Here is an 18,157-nt window from a genome sequence, read left to right as displayed (position 1 = left end):
GGCGTGCTGCCCCCATGTCAAACCGGAAGCAGGTCAACCAGAGTGTTTATTAACAGCCGTGACGGAGAGACTTCTGCGGATATTATGACTGATGGATAACGATCAAGGGACCTAAACGTGTGGCTTTCAAGCCAAGCGCCTTTTTAACGAAGGCAAGCGCGTCTTTGGTATCTGCAACCTTGATCGTGCCGCTGACACGGCGACGTGCCAGCGCCGAACCCGCAATGACGATCCGGCCCCGGAAATGCCGGTTCATTTCCTCAACGACGTAGGAAAGAGGCGCGTTGTCCACGGCGATTTGTCCGCGCCTCCATGCGAGAGCAACGAGGCCGTCGACCGGTGTCACGGCTGTCGTTTTCCTGGCGTAGTCGTAGATCGCCTGCTCGCCTTCGTTCACGCGCAGAGAGGCCGCGTGCGCGCCATCGCGCTCAAGCTGCACCGCATTCTCCGTCACCGTCACCTCGGTATCTTCTTTGCCGTAGCGAACATCAAACGCCGTGCCGAGTGCGATCACCTTTGTCTCACCAGCCACCACCGTGAAAGGTCGTTCGGGCGCATGAGCGACCTGAAAGAAGGCTTGGCCCCGCAGGAGGCGGATGACGCGGTGCCCCTCGGTAAAATCCACGGCAATCGCCGAGGAGGCATTGAGCTGGATGATGGAGCCATCTTCCAGGGTACGAATGGGGGTTTCGTCCGTCCCGGCGATCATATCTGCTTGAATGCGCAGCGGCCCATCGAGTGCAAAGAAGGCCCCGGTTGCAAGTGCTGCCACCAACAGGGTTACGATAATCGGCTTAGCCATATTGCGGGGGCGCATGTCGATATTGGCCAGAGCAGGATCTGACTGAATCGCGCGGCCGGCGTCGCCCATCAGAAACTCGGCTGCCCTGTAGGTCCGACAGTTTTCCGGATCGCGCTGAAGCCATGCCTCAAAGAGAGACCGGTCGTCCGGTGATTGGTTGGGGTCACCGTTGCGCAACAGCCAGTCGGCCGCCTCGCGGTTTCGTTTTTTCCGACTGTCACTCGATTCCTTGACCAGCATGGCTTACTCCAGGCGCATCCTACGACCTCTACAGTGTCATACGCCATATATGGCGCACAAAAACTCGCTGTCGCGCTTTATATCTGCTGCATAATTACTGCCTTAAATCGGTTTCGATTTAAGGCAGTATACAGTAGACGTTTGACATGCGCGGTTTAGGACACTGACAACAGTCCAATCGCAAGGATGTGACCGTTCTGCGTTCATGATACGGGATTCTTTGTCGATCAAGAGTTAGTCAAGGAAAAGCGGTCATTGGTTTTCCTGAAAAGACAATCTCAAACAAAAGAGTCGAGAGGCTGCCTGGTTCAATTTGAACCTGACTGACTCTAGAGAATCCGGTCAAGGCAATGGGCAAACGCACGGCGCAGGTGCCGGTCGACCATGTTCCTGGAAATGTTGAGCCTGATACTGATCTGGTCTGGTGTCAGATGATGAAGACGATGGAGAATGAAGACAACACGTCGCCTCTCCGGCAGTTCCGCAATCGCTTCGCGAAGGGCTGCAAGCCGCGCTTCTATTTCCAGTGCGTGGTCCGGCGCCTGCCCGATGCTTGGCGCCGAGAGGGCCTCCCGCTCCGATCCTGAGAACAGCCGGGCTTCCTTCGTTTCCCGGCGTTGGCGGTCAATGCCGAGATTGATGGCGGCGCGGCAGAGAAAGGCCTTGATCGACCGCTTGTTCAGGAGAACCTCCGGTTTGGCGGCGAGCTTCACATAGAGATCGTGCACCACGTCGCGGGCCGTTGAACTCGGGTGACCCCGGCGGCGCACCGCATTGGTGATATCAACATAATGTGCTTCCATGGCTCGATTGAGCAACTCGCTGCTGTCAACGGTGTCCCAAACAAGGGACGAGGAGGAAGATCTCGACATCTGCACATGGTTCCCAGCGAACGGTAGGTCAGGATAGACGCGGCTAAACCGTCTGGGGAATGGCTAGACAATCCCGAAAAGACCTGCAAGTGCAATACCTTAGAAATATGAAGACTTCGGTCTACTGCTGCGAAATAAAACAAGACTATAAAACTCATCTTTGTGTCTGATTTTCTTGCCTGAATCCATCTTATCGACCTCGCTTGTTGGTGGCAAAGCAAGCGGAGCCTCCTCGAAAATAGCAAGGAGTGTGATATTTTGGTGACATTCCTTGCGATCAAAGAGAAGGCTGTTTCAGAGCGGAATGCACAAAGGGGTTCCGGCAACCGGATCCCGGATCACCATGCTCTTGACGTTGAAAACATCGGCGATCATCTCTGCGTTGATGACCTTGTCAGGCGTTCCGATAGCCCTGATCCGGCCACCCTTTAAGAGAGCGATGTGTTCGGCGTAGCGCGCAGCCTGATTGATGTCATGCAGCACGGCCACGACTGTCTTGCCGCGCTTTGCGACCAACATCGTAATGAGCTTCATCAATTCAATCTGATGTTCGAGGTCGAGATAGGTCGTTGGCTCATCGAGAAAGATGGTCTCGCCCTGTTGGGCCAGCGTCATGGCAATCCAGGCCCGCTGCCGCTGGCCGCCGGAAAGCGTGTCCAGCATGCGGTTTGCAAGATCGGTCGTGCCTGTCAGCATGAGGGCCTCGTTGCAGGCCTGCTGATCCTCAGGAGACCAGCGACTGAAAAGCGACTGATGCGGATAGCGCCCTTGACGGACGAGATCGCCAACGGTCAACCCCTCAGGCGCGACAGCCCCCTGCAGCAACACCCCCACTTTTCGCGCCACCTCGCGGGTGGAAAGCTGCGACAATTCAAAGCCATCGAGGATGATGCTACCGGCCGATGGTTTCATCAGCGCTGCGAAGGCGCGCAGGATGGTCGACTTGCCGCTGCCATTGGGGCCAAGCAGCGCTGTAAAGCGCTGTTGCGGAATTGCAAGATCGAGATTTTCGACGATGCGGCGATGGCCATAGGCAATGTCGACGCCCTTGCTGGTGACTTTGGCAGCATCAGTGGCCATGACGACGTCTCCAGAGAATATAGCCAAAGAAGGGAGCGCCGACGAGCCCAGTCACGATTCCAGCCGGGATCTGCGCTGGAGGCAGGATGACACGACCGATGAGATCGGCGGCGACAACCAGACAGGCACCAACGAGGGCAGCGACGGGAAGCATCCGGGCGTGGGACACCCCTGCCAGCCGCCGCGCGATGTGTGGCGCGACAAGGCCAACAAAGCCGATGAGACCGGACACGGCAATCGCGGCACCCGAGAGTGAGGTCACCAGCAGGATCATCAGGCCCCGTATGCGATCGACGGGCTGGCCGAGGCTCTTTGCACTATCATCACCGAAGCGGATGAGGTCGAGTTCGCGCGCTGCGAGAAGGGTGAGTGCGATTGGCACGATGAGCCAGAGCGCAAGCAGCCGGACCTTGACCATGTTGGCGTCGTAGACGCTGCCGGCTAACCATACCAGCGCCCGTTGAACATCGCCAATGTCGCCGAAGGCTGACAGGAAAGTGGTACCAGCGGAGGCGAGGGCGGAAAGCCCGATGCCGATCAGGATGATGCGCAGCGAGGAGGTGCCGCTGCGCCAGGCAAGCGCAAAAACGGCAAGGGCCATGGCGCTGGCACCCAAAAAGCCCGCCACTTGCAGAAGCGCCACAGGCGGATCATTGATCAACACAATGACAGCCATGGCCGCGGCAGCCGCACCGCTGTTGATGCCCAGAACACCCGGATCAGCAAGCGGATTTCGCATGATGGCAATGCTGATCGTTCCGGCGAGCGCGAGTGCGACGCCAACGAGGAGCGCCAGAAGAACACGTGGAAGGCGTAGATCCCAGACAATCATTTCGCTCTGCGCCTGGGCACGGCCCGTGCCCACCAGCACGTCGTAGAGTTCCCGCCAGCCCAGGGATACGTCGCCAAAGGCGAGACTTGCCGCGACGAGAAATGTGAGCAGAACTATCAGGGCGAGAAGAATCCGGATCATGCTCCGTCCCTCAGCCGCGTGCGGGCGAGATAGAGGAAAAACGGCGCCCCGATCAACGCAATGGTGACGCCTACCGGAAAGCTCTGACTTCCAAACACCAATCGTCCGGCCGTATCTGCCACGATCACCAGCAACGCCCCGCCGAGTGCTGAAAAAGGAATGATCCAGCGATAGTCGACGCCGACACACATTCTCGCAACATGGGGCACGACAAGCCCGACGAAGCCAATCGGTCCGGCAAGTGCGACGGCACCCCCGGCAAGCAAAATGACCACGGCGACCGATAGGCCCCGCCAGAGGATTTGGTTTTGACCGAGCGCGCGCGACGTATCCGCGCCAAGGCTGATTGTCGTCAGATGACGGCCAAAGGGCAGGGCAGCGATCAGCCCGGCAATGATATAGGGCGCAACGGTCTTGACCTGTTCGATGTTTCGTCCCGTGACAGAGCCTGCGGTCCAGAGGCGCACGGCATCAAGAGTGCTCTGGTCGAAGATCAGCATAACTGTAGTCACAGAAGTCAGGAAGGTCGCAACGATAGCTCCCGCCAGAACGAGCCTGAGGGGGGATTGCCCCACCATTCCCATCGAGCCCAGCGCATAGACAACGGTCGCGGCGATGGCTGCGCCGAGAAAAGCAAACCAAACGTAGATGTCGCCGATACCGGCACCGAAAATGGCCATGACGGAGACGACTGCAAAGGCTGCGCCTGCGTTGATGCCGAGCAGGTCCGGTGAGGCGAGGGGATTGTTTGTCACCGCCTGCATGATGGCACCAGAGACAGCCAGTGCGCTGCCTGCCAGCAGCGCCGCAAGGGCACGTGGCAGGCGAATGGTCATGACGATCAGGTGATCCCGCGACGTCTCGGATGCGAAGAGTGCCGAGATGACTTTGGCGGGCGGCATCATCGTCGCTCCGAGTGAGATGGCGATCACGGTGGCAAGCATGAGCAGACAGAGTAATGCGGCAAGCGCAAGCACTCGTCCTGCATCGGTTTCTGCAATATAGCCAGCCGTGCGGTCGGTCATGGAGCCGTCAGGATGAAGCGTTCGACATCGTCGAGGATACGGTTCGCCGAACTGATGCCGTAGAAGCTCTGCCAAGGGCCGCGATCGACCCGATAGGCGCGACCTTCACGAACAGCGGGCAGCAATTGCCAGAGAGGGTTCTCCGTCACCTGCTTTTCCAGCACGTCATCCGGCCCGCTTTCGAAACCGCTGGCGGAAACGTAGAGCAGCACGTCGCCATCAAGATTTGCCAGCTCCTCCCAGTCTGGACGCTTTACGATCGTGCCGTCAGTCACGGTCTCGTAGGCCGTTCGCTTTACGCCTGCTTCATGCAGCACCGCGAAGGGGGCGTAGGCGTTCGGTCCGTCGACAAACACGACAAACCGGTCAGGGGCCAAACGGACGGTAGAGACCGTGAGTTTCTTGTCTTTCATGCGTTCACGAATGGCCGATACACGGTCATTGTAGGCCGCCAAAGAACTCCTCGCCACACCTTCACGACCGGTCACTTCGGCAAGGCGCTGGAGATAGACCTTCCAGTCCATATGCTTGAAAAGCACCGTTGGTGCAATCTTGGCAGCCTGTTCGTAGATGCCGGAATGGGCCTCCGCCGAACCGATGATAAGATCCGGTTTCAAGGCTGCGACACGCTCGAGGCTTGGCTCCCTGGGATTGCCGAGATCGACCATTTTTTCGGCCCTGACCACATCGAGCACTTCGCTTTCCGTGATTGCCATATAGGGGGTCGCGATGACAGGTGCCTTGAGTTCGATCAGCATTCCAAGCGTTATCAGCGGGTCGAGCGTGACGATCCGTTTTGGCGCTGCCGGAATGCAGAGGGGCGGATTGTAGACATCCTCAGTCAGCAAGGTCCCCTGGCAGGCGGCCTGCGCCAGTGAACCGGTCAGAAGAAAAGCGAGGAGAAACAGACAGAAACGCAAGGGGGCCACCATTTTGTCGCCGGAAATCGAAAAGAGCTGCGGGGGTACCCCCCCGCAGCCCGAGATCATCAGAACTTGGCCCGGAGGTTCAATCCGAATGATCGGCGCTTACCAGCCTGGCCGTAGGGCAGCGAGTAGTCTGGATCAATCAGCGTGAAGTATTTTTCATCCGTCAGGTTCTCCGAAAACAGCGTCACTTGCCAATTGTCCTTCTTGAAGCCCACCTGCGCGTTGACGATGAAGCGCGCATCGATCTTGTACATGCCATTCGTGCCGAAGCGCGAATTATAGCTCGTTGTGTATTTGGCATCGGCACCGACAAAAACACCATTTTGGAACTCATAACGACCGCCAAAGCCCAGGCTCCATTCCGGTGCTTCAGGAAAGGACTTGCCGTCCTGCGGTTCGCTGAGTGCTGCATGGTTGAAGTCGATGAACTTGGTGTTCAGGTAACCAATCGATGCAAAGGTGGTGAACTGGTCCGTGACCTGCATGGACGGTTCGATTTCGAAACCCCAGGACCGCGATGTGGCAGCGTTCGAAATGATGCGATAACCGGGGATCGAGGGGTCAGGCCGGATCTCGACCTGCTGATCCGAATACTTAGTGTAGAATAGATTGGCATTCAACGTCAGGCGGTCGTCCAGCAGTGTTCCCTTGTACGACAGTTCAATGTTCTTGGAGTATTCAGGATCATAGGTACCGAGTTCGCCCGTGACGCGGTCGAGATAGGACCCACCCGAGCGGAAGCCTTCCGTATAGGTGAGGCCCACCTTCTGGTTGCTGCCGAACTCCTTGGATATGCCGACTTTAGGCACGAAATTATATTCGGTCAGGGACGTCGGGTCGCCAGTCAGGACAGCGGCATCATCGATCAAACCGGAATAATTCTGCTGGTGATCCTTGTCTCTCAGGTAATCCAGGCGTCCGCCCAGCGTCGTAAACCAGGTCGGCGCAAATTCGTAGGTCGCTTCACCGAAGATGGCCAGGTTCGCGGTTGTGCGGTGCTGCGTGTCATTCTGCTGGTAATAATCGAACGCGACGATATCCGTGGCACCATCCCATTTTTCGTAGCTGCCATAGATGCCGGTCACCCATTTCCAGCGATCGCCTTCGTAATTCAGGCGGAATTCCTGGGTGAGGATGGAGTTGACATCCTCGCCGGTAATGCCGTTGACGACATTTTCGGTGCCATAATCAATCGAGCGCCGGTTGTTGATGCCATATTGATAGCCGGTCTGCGATGTGAAGCGCAGGGTGTCAGAAATATCGTGGGTGACCTCAAGTCCGAGATTATGCGTCTCGGTCCAGCGATATTCGGTGTAAGTGACGGGTGCGTTATTGAAATCACCCCGCCCCGAATAGAGCCCGACAAGTGCGTCGTTCGGCCGGTCTTTCGAGTAGGAATAGGTGAGCACTGCGCGGGTATCCGGCAGCTCTGACGGGGTTAAAAGCAGCTTGGCGCGCGCAATGCCGCTGATATCGGTGATCAGATCGTCGTAATTGTCGTATGACTTGAAATCGGAGTAGCTGGGCTGGGCCTTCGAACGTTCATAGGACCCGGAGAGCCGCAGCGCGACCTGATCCTCGACGATAGGCGTGTTGACCATGATGGCGGTACCCAAGAGATTATCGGTACCAACGGTCGTGGAAACCTCAACTTCCTTCTCAAAGGTCGGGTCCTTCGATTTGATATAGACGGCTCCGGTCATAGCCGCGCGGCCGGAGAGCGTCGATTGTGGGCCACGATAGACCTCGACCTGCTCAACGTCCCAGAGATTGCGGGCGCCGAAGCGGGCATTGTAGCGCGTCTGAAGGATGCCATCGATATAGATGGAGCCTGCCGGGCCACCGGAGGATACCAAGCCCTCGGAACTCATGCCGCGGATCACGAAACCAGCGTTGACTGTGGCGCTGTCCATCGTGTTCGCCATGCGACGAAACGTTTCCTGCGTGGTGCGGATCTGGCTGTTCGCCAAGCTTTCGGCATTGAGAATAGCGACACTGCTTGTCGTACCGCCGAGGGTGGTCGCATTGCGGGCACCGTAGATCACGATGGGTTCGAGCAGGGTTCCTTCCTGCTCAGGGTTTCCTGAGGCAGAAGTCGCATTCTGCAAGGTGACCCGGTTTTCGCCGGCAAAGCGCGCATCGACGCCGGTCCCGGCAAGCACGGCCTTCAAGGCCTGTTCGGGTGTCAGCGTCCCATTCACGCCGCGGGTTGATTTGTTTTGGGCAACCGACGCGTCAAACAGAATCTGGAGGCCCGTCTGGGCAGCAAGGCTGTTGAGCGCCGGCGTAAGCGGACCGGCCGGTACGGAAATCGCGTGCTGCGACATTTGAGCCTGCGCCTCTCGCACCATTGCCGGCAGGGCAGGTGTCAACATCACAAGCGCCGATCCTGCTAAGAGGACGGCTCTGAGGCTCGCCCGGGCCTCATGTGTAGTGGAAAAAGTCTTCGTCATAGAACCCCCAAACTCTCCGGTACTCAAGGCTTTGCAGCCCACCGTAAGGAGCAACTCCACATTGTGCTCGGGAGGTAGACGATTGATTTTCCCGGTTTGGGACTCCGATCCATAAAAAATCTCGAGATTTTTAGAGTTTGTCAGGGAAAATTGGTCGCCGATTTTCCCGAAAAGACAAACGAAAAAATCGATAAGTCAGTCTCGTTCAATTTGAACCTGGCTGATTTTCGTCAGCGACGCCGAGATGTTGACGCATGGCCAAGCGCAACTCTTCGTCCCGTTCTGCAGGCGTCTTCAGGACGCAGGTCGGACAGTATTTTCCGTCTTTCACGAGATAAAATCGGCAGCAACCGCCGCGTTGACGAAAGGTGTATGAAAATTCCTGCTGGTTCTTGTCGAGCACGGTCAGATCGAAATAGTGAAGCTGACGGTTGGCAAGCGGCGAACCGGTCACTTTGAGGATCTGCATTGCCGCCGCCTTGGCCGCCTCGACGCTTCCGAACCGGCGGCCAGAATCGAGAAAGCGACCGGCAATCGCATCAGCGGCGAGCCGCCAGAGTGCTGTACGGGAGAGGCGCGTGCGCGCGTGGATCGCTTCAATTACTGGGAGGAAATGCCGCTCGATTTCGGCCCGGAGCCGTTCTTCGTCAGCGGCGTTGCCCAGTTGGCCATGCCAGAAAGTCTCTTCGAGGAAACGGACATGGGCGCGTCGCACCCGGTGCGTCTCCCCGTCATGTTGCTCTTCCGCCGTGTAGAATGAAAGCGCAACGCGAGACGGCGAAAGGTCCGGGATGAGACCAAAACCGGCGAAGATCGGCACAGTAGCGGCGGCCAGAATGTAGCCGTAGTCGGTCATCAACAGCGCCCCAGCCGTCTTGATGTCGGTGCCCTCGTTCAGCAATTGTTCGAAGGCGAGAAATTCATCAAGCGCCGCCTCGTCGGAAAAGAATGCCTCGGCCGTCGTCCATCCTGCACCGGCCGGACCGATTTCCGCACGGACATCCGGCATATAGGCGGCCTGCGCATCGAGCGCGCGCTGCACCAATGTCTCCTGCGACCTTGGTAATTCCGTCGCGGCCGTCATCGCTTAACCCTCACGCCGTAGGCGATTTTCGCCAGTTCCGAACCCCAGTTCCGAACCAGAGAGTTGCCAGTCGTGCGGGCAGCGTGTCAAGTACCGGGCGCTCCAGCATATGCGCGCCCGCGACCGGATGCAGCTTCGTGCCGCCTGTCACGAAATCACACCAGGCTGCGGCTGCCTGCCGGTTTACAAAGGCGTCTCCATCGGAGAGGAAAATATGGGCGGGACAATCGAGCGTGCCGCGCGTCGCATCATGTGTATAGGTCTCGCATATTCTGAAATCATTGCGCAGCACGGGTTCGAAAAGCTCCATGGCGTCGGGATTATTGAGGATTTCAGCATCTGTTCCGCCGAGATCGATGAGCGCTTGGCGAAAGGCAGCGGCTTCCATCGTGTGGAACGGCTCTCGCTCAAAGACCATGCGGTCCGGGGCGTTGCATCCGAGCGCGAAGAAAATCTCCGGCATCGGCAAACCTGCCGCTGAGAAGCGCCGGGCGATTTCATAGCCGAGGAGGGCGCCCATCGAATAGCCGAAAATCGCATACCGCCCACCGATATATGGCTCAAGCTCAACGGCCAGCTGATCGGCAAGCGCATCAATTGATCTCGGTGCCGGTTCGCTATAGCGCGCTTCGCGGCCCGGCAGTGCGACCGGATGCACCGTCATCGTGCTCGGCGCGGTTTGTACCCAGTTGCGGAAAAGTCCGGCCCCGGTGCCTGCTGGCGGCAGGCAAAGAAGCACGGGGCGTGATGGGGTTATAGTCATATGTCAATCTCGATATGGTCCGTGGTCGGGGGGACTTGCGGGCGAAGGCTGTCAATATAGGCCGCAAGGTCGGCAAGGACGGGGTGCTCAAACAGGACGCGCATTGGCACCGGAACGCAAAACGCGCCGCGAAGTCGGCTGGCGACACGCACGGCAAGCAGCGAATGGCCGCCAAGCTCAAAGAAGTTTGCCTGCCCATCAAGGGGACCACATTTGAGCACCTCCGTCCAGATTTGCGCCAGTGTGATTTCGGTTGCGGAAGGCGTTGCGGATTTCGGGATGCCCGATACTGCCTGTTTCAGTGGCATTAAATGGGTGCAGTCCCCAGAATTGGCCCCGGAGAGACCAGCCGCCGCCATCGCCGAAGGCAGTTCATCCAGAATTGTGCGCACATCTGTGGCGGATGAGCGGATCATGATGGAGATAATGTCGTCCAGTCGTTCAAGCAGAGCCGCTGCGGTCTCAGATGCGAGCATGTCGCGGCTGAAACCGGCCATCAGCGTCAGGCCCGTCGGGTGCGGTGTTGCCCAGAGCGTGAGCGGAAAATGCGTTCGCTCGTCAAAGTCGATGCCTTCAGTTTTGAGCAGTGCAGGCGCATCCGTCCGCTTCGCCTGCACTGGGAAATTCTCAACAACGAGAAGCGTGTCGAAAAGCGAGACGCCCGGGCCTTGGATAGCGGCGAGGGGCACATGGTCGTGCTCGCCCGTTTCGGCATGGGCTTTCTGAATGGTCGTGAGCCAGTCAGAGACGGACAGGCCTTCCTCAAGGCGGACACGCACGGGGAGCGTGTTGATGAAGAGGCCGATCATCGTCGTCGCGCCCTCCAGTGTCGCCGGGCGTCCGGCTGTCGTTGTGCCGAAAATCAGATCACGGCTGCCGGTCTGGCGTGCGATCAGCAAGGACAACGCCCCTTGCAGCAGCGTGTTGAGCGTCAGCCCATGGGCGGCACCATAGGCCAGCATGGCCTCATGCAGCGACTTTGGGACTTCCCGGCAGAGCCGCTCGAACTGGCCTGTCGCGTCCCCTGCCAGAAGCCGGGTTGTGCCCGCAAAACCCTGAAGTCGATCCTGCCAGAAGCGAAGCGAAACGGCCCGCTCGCGTTTTTTAAGCCAACCGATGTAATCGCCGTAAGGACGGGCGGGCGGAAGGGCTGGCTCGGCCTTGCCTGCCGCGCGCCGATAGAGGGCGAGCACTTCGTCGAGCAATTGACGGATCGACCAACCGTCGAGGATGATATGATGGTAGCAGACAACCATGATCGACTGGTCTTGTCCGGTTCGAATCCATTGGACCCGGATCAGAGGCGGACGGCGCAGGTCGAAAGGCTCAGCCCTGTTGGCGGAAAACAGCGCTTGCAGCTGGTCACGCTCGCTAGCAGTATCGCTGCCGGTCCAGTCGAGCATATTGAATGTCACCGGAAGGCTGCGGAAGGCGATCTGGAACGGCTCGTCGCGCTCCTCCCAGAAGAACCCTGAACGCAAAATCGGATGGCGGTCGATTGCGCCTTGCCACGCCGCTTTCAGAGCGTCCGCATCGACGGTGCCTGTGATGCGCAGCGCCGTTTGCGGCATGTAGAGGCCGTCGCCGGGGGAAGACACCGAATGAAAAAGGATGCCCTCCTGCATCGGGGCAAGCGGATAGATGTCGGCGATGTTGTTGCGCTCAAGGCGCTGGCTCGCATTCTGCATGGTGTCCTCAGAGATTGCGCAGGATGGCTTCGAGGTCATCCTGATCAAGTGTCATGTGCTTGAAGTCCGCAGGCGTATAGCCGGCTTCGGTTGATGTCAGGCAGAAATCGACAAGGCTTTCGAGATGGTTTTGCAATCCCGCTGCAAGCGTCTCCATCGTCTGCCGATCATGGATTTGCCGGGAATAGGCAAGTCGAATGCGCAAATGCCCGCCGCTGACGATTGCATTGATATCGAGGAGCACCCCGCGCGCATTGCGCGCGCCACGCGGATCGCCCGATGGCTCGGCTGCGCGTGACAGCAAGGCATCGCCGGAAAACAGCGTGTCCGTCTGGCCAAGATAGTTGAACCGGATCTCGGCGATATCCTCCAGCCGGGGCAATGCCACGCCCTTCAGATATTTCAGAACGCCATAGCCGATGCCATCGTTCGCAACACGGCGGAGGCTTTCCTTGACCGAGAGCAATGTGGTTCGGGTGTCACGCCCGGTGACATCGAAGAGAACGGGATAAAGGCCTGTGAACCAGCCGACGGTGCGGCTCAGATCAACGCCTTCGAACAGGTCTGCCCGGCCATGACTTTCAAGGATCAGCCGGAGCCTGTCGTGTCCGCTCCAGTCGCGGATTGCATTATAAAGTGCCGCAAGCATGACTTCTTCGGCATCGATTGGATAGCAGGACGGCACATCCCGAAGAAGGCGTCCGGTGAGGTCAGGATCGATTGTCAGATCAATGATCTCAGTGTCGCCAGCGCAATTGCTGCCCGAACGGTCCGTGGGGATCGCTGCGGTCTTGGCCTCGGTCATCGTGCGCCAATGGTCCTTTTCACCATCGAACACCGCGCTGTCTTTCAGCTCGCGCACCCAGCTATCAATCCCTGTCGTTCGGGGCGGCAAGTTCATCTCGAGACCGGCTTCACCCGCTGCGAGGCATGTTTGCAGGTCATCGAGCAGGATGCGCCAGGAGACGCCGTCGATCACGAGATGATGCGCTGCGATCAGCAGTCGTTGCTCACACCCGTCGATGGTCACAAGCGTGGCACCCCAAACCGGGCCATCAGTGAGATCGAAGCGGCGTTGCAGCGCATTTGCTTCGCTCAAAAGCACGGCATCGGACTCGGTTGCCGTACAACGGGTGGAACGCAGCGGCGGTGCCCCTTCCGCTTCCGTCACCACCTGACGCCACTGTCCGTTTTGCTGGAAGAAACGACCGCGCAGCGCATCATGGGTCTGGTGGAGAAGGTCCATGGCGTTTTGGAGCGTCTTCTCATCCATCATCCTGCCGGGTTTCAGCATCAATGCCTGATTCCAATGGGCAACATCAGGATAATTCTGCTCAAAAAACCAGTGCTGGGCCGGGCCAAGCGGAATGTCGCCGCGCATTGGTCCGGTCTCGGGTAATTCTGTCGCCAGATCGGAGACAGATGCGGCAAGCGCTGCAAGCGTTGAATATTGGAAAATATCGCGTGGCTTAATGGCAATGCCGACCCGGCGGGCGGCAGCCACGACCTGAATGGCGAGGATTGAATCTCCGCCAAGCGCGAAGAAATTGTCGTTGCGTCCGACTGCCTCGCGTCCGAGAAGTTTCGCCCAGATCGCGGCGATCTTCTCTTCATAGCCATGGTGCGGTGTCTGGTCTTCAGCGACCGTCGTGGTTTCATCGGATGGATCGGGCAGCGCCTTGCGGTCGAGCTTGCCGTTCGGCAGGCGCGGGAGCTTGTCCAGCATTGCAAAAAACGTCGGCACCAGATGGCGCGGCAGTTCTCGGCTTAGATGGGCAGAGAGCGCCGCCTTACCGACAGGTGCCGCCACCTCGATCCAAGCGGCGAGGCGGGCATAGCCGGTATTGTCACGCCAGGCATCGACGGCGGCACCTGTCACGCCGGGATAGCGCATCAGCACAGCCTCGACCTCGCCCGGTTCGATCCGAAAACCGCTGATCTTCATCTGGCGGTCGGCACGGCCGAGATAGTCGAGATTGCCGTCGGCCAGCCGACGAACGCGGTCGCCGGTCTTGTAGAGCACAGGGGCTTGGCCAGCCCTGCCAAACGGGTTCGGCAAGAAGCGCTCCGCCGTCAGATCTGGGCGATTGTGATAGCCGCGCGCGATACCCTCGCCCGCCAGATAAAGCTCGCCCGGCATGCCGATTGGCACTTCGTTGAGTGCTGCGTCAAGAACATGGGCGGTGGTGTTGGTGATGGGCTTGCCGATATGGATGGGCAGCCCCGCGTCGCCGATCCGGCATCCGGTGGAATAGGTCGTGTCCTCGGAGGGGCCATAGAGATTGTAAAGCGCCTCGACCTGTCCAGTGTCCAGAATCGCGCGTGCAAGGCTCGGTGGCAGCGGTTCGCCCGCAAGGCAGACTGTTTTTGCCTTAGCGGGCAGCGGACCAAACCGCATGAGTTCGGTCATCGGGGTCGGCACGGTGTTGATGAACGTGATCTCGTGTGCGAATTCTGCGTCCGGCAGTTCGAAAAGATCGTCAACGATGAAGATTCGCCCACCAGCGGCAAGCGTCACAAAAATTTCGAAGATGGACAGGTCGAAGCAGACCGATGTTGACGCCAGCATTCCGGCAAAGCTTTCCGCCGGGAACGTGTCGAGCGCCCAATGTGTGAAGGCAACCGCATTGCGATGTTCGATTGCAACCCCCTTGGGCTGCCCGGTTGAGCCGGAGGTGTAGATGAGATAGGCGAGGTCGCGTCCTTCGGTCGTATGGGGGAGAGGAGCCCCGGAGACGGCCTGCGTTCCGTTCCAGATGGTGGTCGGATCGAGCGTTCGGATGTCGGCGAAGTCATCGCGCTCCTCCTGCGTCAAAAGCAGGGAGAGGCTTGCGTCCTTTGCGACAAAGGCGATCCGTTCCGCCGGATATTTGGGATCGAGCGGCACATAGGCAGCGCCCGTCTTCAAGACGGCAAGAATCGAAGCAATGAGGTCGATGGTACGCTCAAGGCAAATACCGACGGCGCTGCCGCGTCCGATGCCAAGGGAGACGAGATGCCGGGCGAGCGCCTCCGCTTGCCGATCAAGCTCAGTATAGGTGGCGCTCCGGTTTCGATCGGTGACGGCAATGGCATCTGGTGTGCGCTCGGTTGAACGCGCAAAGAAGCCATGCAGGCTTGCTGGCACCGCATCATAGGTCTTTGCCGTCGCGTTCCAAGCGGCAATCTGCTGGCGCTGCCGCTCTGGCAGTCCGTCTATTTCGACCTGTGCTCGCTCAGGGGCCGATAACAGAGCCTCGACCAAGGCCGTGAAAGCCTCAGCCATGTGGTGGATCGTCTCCTTGCGGAAAAGATCGCTGCGATAGATCAAGGTGCCGGAAAACTGGTCGCCGCGATGGCGCAGATCCAGCGTCAGATCGACCTTCGACGTTTCCTGCGCGAGCACCACCGGCGCAGCGGTCAGGCCTTCAGGGCATGGGCTGTGCTGCTCGTCTGCTTGCCAAGTGATCATCACTTGGAACACAGGGTTGTGGCTCCAGCTTCGCTCGACCGAGAGGGCATCGACCACGCATTCAAACGGCGCGTCTTGATGGCGGAAGGCATCCAGAACGAGCAAACGTGTGGCCGCGACCTGCTGTTCGAAGCTTGTTGCAGCATCATGCGTCAGTTTCAGCGCCAGCGTGTTGACGAACAGCCCGATGACATCCTCCAGCGCGCGGTTTGGCCGCTCGGATACCGGGGTTCCGATGACGACATCGGACGCGCCGGAATAACGCGACAGCAGGGTCGAAAAGGCGGAGAGAAGCACCATGAAGGGGGTGGCGTCCCGTTCATGGGCAAAATTGACCAGACGGGCCGTAAGCGCATGATCGAGATGGAAGGGAATGCTGCCGCCCTTGAACTCTTGGCGCGCACCGCGCGGAAAATCCGTCGGCAGTTCCAGAAGCGGGGGGGCATGTTCCAGCAGGCGGCGCCAATAGTCGATCTGCTCGCCCAGCGGCTGCTTTCGCTGCCAAGCGGCAAAATCACCATAGGTCAGGGTAAGCGGTGGAAGGTCTGCCACTTTGCCCTGTCTGCCTGCATCATAGAACCGCGTCAGATCCCGCAGCATCAACTGAAGCGATTGCGCATCCGAGACAATGTGGTGGATCGCTACGAAAACAACGTGCTCGTCAGTGGAGAGACGGAAAATCCGGGCGCGGAAGAGCGGACCCGTCGCCATGTTGAACGGTTGCCTGCATGCCGCAGCCAGCGCCTCCGGCAGGGTGGCCTCATCCACGTCCACGATTGCGATGTCAGGATCGCTGGTCCCACCGATCTCGACAGCAGGGTTTCCATCGAGATTGACGATCCGCGTGCGCAATGCCGGATGGCGTGCGGCAAGGGCTGTGAAAGCGTGTTGCAGCACGTCCAGATCAAGCGCGCCATGAAAGCGGATTGCGGCAGGAACCGTGTAGGCGGCACTGTCTGGCTCCAGCTCGGCCAATGTCCAAAGCCGCTGCTGGGCGAAGGACAGAGGTATCGGCGCACTATTCGGGAGGGCATCGATGGCGCTTAAAGGTGCCGCCATCGGTGTCTCGTCATGCTCAAGCGCTGCGGCGAAATCCCTGAGGCGGGGGAATTCAAACAGTTTTCGCAACACGGCATTTGTCGGAAGCGATGACGACAGCCGGGCAATCATGCGCATGGCCAGCAGCGAGTGACCGCCAAGCCGGAAGAAATTGTCATCCCGGCTGATCGAATCGATGGCCAGCACATCGGCCCATGCATCTGCTGCCCGCTGTTCCGTTTCGGTCTCTGGCGGGCTGGACCCGGTGGCGACTGTTGCGGCCAGCGATGGCAGTGCTGCGCGATCAATCTTGCCGTTCGGCTGCTGTGGCAGGCGCGGCAAGAAGCACCAGAGCGTCGGCACCATATGGACGGGGAGGACGTCGGACAGCGCCCGGCGCAGCTCGGTTTCGTCAAGCCTCACGCCGTCTTGGGGTTCGATAAAGGCGGCAAGCTGCCGATCAGTGCCTTGCGTGACAGCCACAACCGCCTTTTCGACGCCAGTAATCTGTTCGAGATTGTGCTCGATCTCGCCTGTTTCAATGCGCAAGCCGCGCACTTTGACCTGATGGTCAAGCCGCCCGCAGAATTCCAGATTGCCATCTGCCCGGCGGCGGATGCGATCCCCGGTCCGGTAAAGACGGGAGCCGGGTTCACTCGAAAACGGGTTGGCAATGAACCGCTCAGCGGTTTGCTCAGGTCGGCCAAAATAGCCGCGCGCAAGGCCCGTACCGCCGAGATAAAGCTCGCCGGAAAGACCGGGTGGGCGAAGGCGGCCAGTGCGGTCGAGAATATAGGCTTGCGTGTTTGGCAATGGCTTGCCAATGGGCACGACGCCGCCCTGATAATGATCGCCCTGCAACGGGACTTCCGTTGAAAAGCAGGTATCCTCCGAAGGACCGTAGAGATTGAGGATACGCAGGTTCGGATAATCGCGTTTCAGGATGGCGACAAGTGCTGCTGGCAATGGCTCGCCGCAGAAGGTTGCAGTCTGCACGCTGTTTGGCAATCTGTGTTCTTGCAACAGTTCTTGCAGAAGGCTTGGGACTGTATTGATGAAAGTCACGTCTACCTTGGCGGCAAGCTGCGGCAGTGCCAGAAAATGATCTGCGACAACGAGCGTGCCGCCGAGGACGAGGGGCGCATAAAGCTCGAAGATCGACAGGTCAAAGCTGATCGAGGTCGGCACCAGCATGCGCGCCACCTCTTCGCGGGTGAACCGCTCCCGCGCCCAATACATGAAGGCGACAACAGAACGATGCTCGATCGCGACACCCTTGGGTCTGCCCGTCGAGCCGGATGTGTAGATGATATAGGCGAGATGGTTCGGCGAAACTGTGGGTGGCACCTCCAGCCGGATGTCCGGCAATGTCGTGACGTCAAGCAGCGTTTGCGTTTGCGTGAGGAAGGCCGGGCGGTGGTCGGCGAGCAGGATGGTAATCCCGCTGTCCTCGGCAATGAAGGCGAGGCGGTTTGGCGGATAATCGGCATCGAGCGGCACATAGGCCGCACCTGCACGCATGATGCCAAGGATACCTGCGATCATCCGGGGTGAGCGGCGCATGCAAATGCCCACCCGGTCGCCGGGTTTCACACCAGCCGCAACCAGACTTGCGGCTATGCGCGAAGACTGCGCTTCGAGGTCGCGGTAGGACCACGTCAGATCGCCATCGGTCACCGCGTCCGCATCCGGCGTTTCCTCGACCTGTTTCAAGAAGAGATCGTGCAGGCATTCCTCCACCGGATAATCTCGCACTGGA

The 18,157-nt window shown here is 59.1% G+C and carries 11 protein-coding genes and 1 pseudogene; all 12 read right to left on the bottom strand.

Features of this window, described 5'->3' with window-relative positions:
* Positions 1–82 precede the first annotated feature (82 nt).
* Entirely contained in the window at positions 83–1,042 is a 960-nt protein-coding gene (locus FS819_RS25625; RefSeq protein WP_156551261.1) for a FecR family protein, read from the bottom strand.
* 329 nt (positions 1,043–1,371) lie between these two features.
* Positions 1,372–1,914 carry an RNA polymerase sigma factor gene (locus FS819_RS25620; RefSeq protein WP_156551260.1) on the bottom strand — a complete coding sequence of 181 codons (543 nt, stop codon included), beginning with the start codon at positions 1,912–1,914 and terminating at the stop codon, positions 1,372–1,374.
* Positions 1,915–2,208: 294 nt separating this feature from the next.
* Entirely contained in the window at positions 2,209–2,994 is a 786-nt protein-coding gene (locus tag FS819_RS25615) for an ABC transporter ATP-binding protein (RefSeq protein ID WP_156551259.1), read from the bottom strand.
* Positions 2,984–3,967 carry a FecCD family ABC transporter permease gene (locus FS819_RS25610; protein ID WP_156551258.1) on the bottom strand — a complete coding sequence of 328 codons (984 nt, stop codon included), beginning with the start codon at positions 3,965–3,967 and terminating at the stop codon, positions 2,984–2,986. The genes FS819_RS25615 and FS819_RS25610 overlap by 11 nt, the downstream gene beginning before the upstream one ends.
* On the bottom strand, positions 3,964–4,992 hold the full coding sequence (locus tag FS819_RS25605; protein ID WP_156551257.1) for a FecCD family ABC transporter permease: 1,029 nt from the start codon (positions 4,990–4,992) through the stop codon (positions 3,964–3,966). Before FS819_RS25605 ends, FS819_RS25610 begins: the two co-directional genes overlap by 4 nt.
* Positions 4,989–5,924 (bottom strand): iron-siderophore ABC transporter substrate-binding protein, encoded by a 936-nt coding sequence (locus FS819_RS25600; protein ID WP_156551256.1) that lies wholly within the window; start codon positions 5,922–5,924, stop codon positions 4,989–4,991. The genes FS819_RS25605 and FS819_RS25600 overlap by 4 nt, the downstream gene beginning before the upstream one ends.
* 56 nt (positions 5,925–5,980) lie before the next feature.
* Entirely contained in the window at positions 5,981–8,296 is a 2,316-nt protein-coding gene (locus FS819_RS25595; protein WP_234624935.1) for a TonB-dependent receptor, read from the bottom strand.
* 283 nt (positions 8,297–8,579) lie between these two features.
* Positions 8,580–9,416: a (2Fe-2S)-binding protein gene (locus FS819_RS25590; RefSeq protein WP_234624931.1), complete on the bottom strand. Its 837-nt coding sequence runs from the start codon at positions 9,414–9,416 to the stop codon at positions 8,580–8,582.
* A gap of 52 nt (positions 9,417–9,468) precedes the next feature.
* The gene (locus FS819_RS25585) at positions 9,469–10,221 is read right to left on the bottom strand and encodes a thioesterase II family protein (protein ID WP_156551253.1); all 753 of its coding nucleotides are present in this window, start codon (positions 10,219–10,221) and stop codon (positions 9,469–9,471) included.
* A complete protein-coding gene (locus FS819_RS25580) occupies positions 10,218–11,909 on the bottom strand; it encodes a condensation domain-containing protein (RefSeq protein ID WP_156551252.1) in 1,692 nt (563 codons plus the stop codon). The genes FS819_RS25585 and FS819_RS25580 overlap by 4 nt, the downstream gene beginning before the upstream one ends.
* A 7-nt stretch (positions 11,910–11,916) precedes the next feature.
* Entirely contained in the window at positions 11,917–16,764 is a 4,848-nt protein-coding gene (locus FS819_RS25575) for an amino acid adenylation domain-containing protein (protein ID WP_498724739.1), read from the bottom strand.
* Positions 16,750–18,048: pseudogene (locus tag FS819_RS25570) on the bottom strand (amino acid adenylation domain-containing protein); the annotation flags it as partial. The pseudogene FS819_RS25570 and the gene FS819_RS25575, both read right to left, overlap by 15 nt.
* Between the last annotated feature and the right edge of the window lie 109 nt (positions 18,049–18,157).

The organism is Allorhizobium sp. Av2 (assembly GCF_021462805.2).
Lineage (GTDB): Bacteria > Pseudomonadota > Alphaproteobacteria > Rhizobiales > Rhizobiaceae > Allorhizobium > Allorhizobium vitis_G.
This window is presented reverse-complemented; position numbering and strand designations above follow the sequence as displayed.

Excerpts from the sequence above, each read along its gene's own strand:
- FS819_RS25625 (WP_156551261.1), bottom strand. The coding sequence starts at position 1,042 with ATGCTGGTCAAGGAATCGAGTGACAGTCGGAAAAAACGAAACCGCGAG.
- FS819_RS25620 (WP_156551260.1), bottom strand. The coding sequence starts at position 1,914 with ATGTCGAGATCTTCCTCCTCGTCCCTTGTTTGGGACACCGTTGACAGC.
- FS819_RS25615 (WP_156551259.1), bottom strand. The coding sequence starts at position 2,994 with ATGGCCACTGATGCTGCCAAAGTCACCAGCAAGGGCGTCGACATTGCC.
- FS819_RS25610 (WP_156551258.1), bottom strand. The coding sequence starts at position 3,967 with ATGATCCGGATTCTTCTCGCCCTGATAGTTCTGCTCACATTTCTCGTC.
- FS819_RS25605 (WP_156551257.1), bottom strand. The coding sequence starts at position 4,992 with ATGACCGACCGCACGGCTGGCTATATTGCAGAAACCGATGCAGGACGA.
- FS819_RS25600 (WP_156551256.1), bottom strand. The coding sequence starts at position 5,924 with ATGGTGGCCCCCTTGCGTTTCTGTCTGTTTCTCCTCGCTTTTCTTCTG.
- FS819_RS25595 (WP_234624935.1), bottom strand. The coding sequence starts at position 8,296 with ATGTTGACACCTGCCCTGCCGGCAATGGTGCGAGAGGCGCAGGCTCAA.
- FS819_RS25585 (WP_156551253.1), bottom strand. The coding sequence starts at position 10,221 with ATGACTATAACCCCATCACGCCCCGTGCTTCTTTGCCTGCCGCCAGCA.
- FS819_RS25580 (WP_156551252.1), bottom strand. The coding sequence starts at position 11,909 with ATGCAGAATGCGAGCCAGCGCCTTGAGCGCAACAACATCGCCGACATC.
- FS819_RS25575 (WP_498724739.1), bottom strand. The coding sequence starts at position 16,764 with ATGGTGCCGACGCTCTGGTGCTTCTTGCCGCGCCTGCCACAGCAGCCG.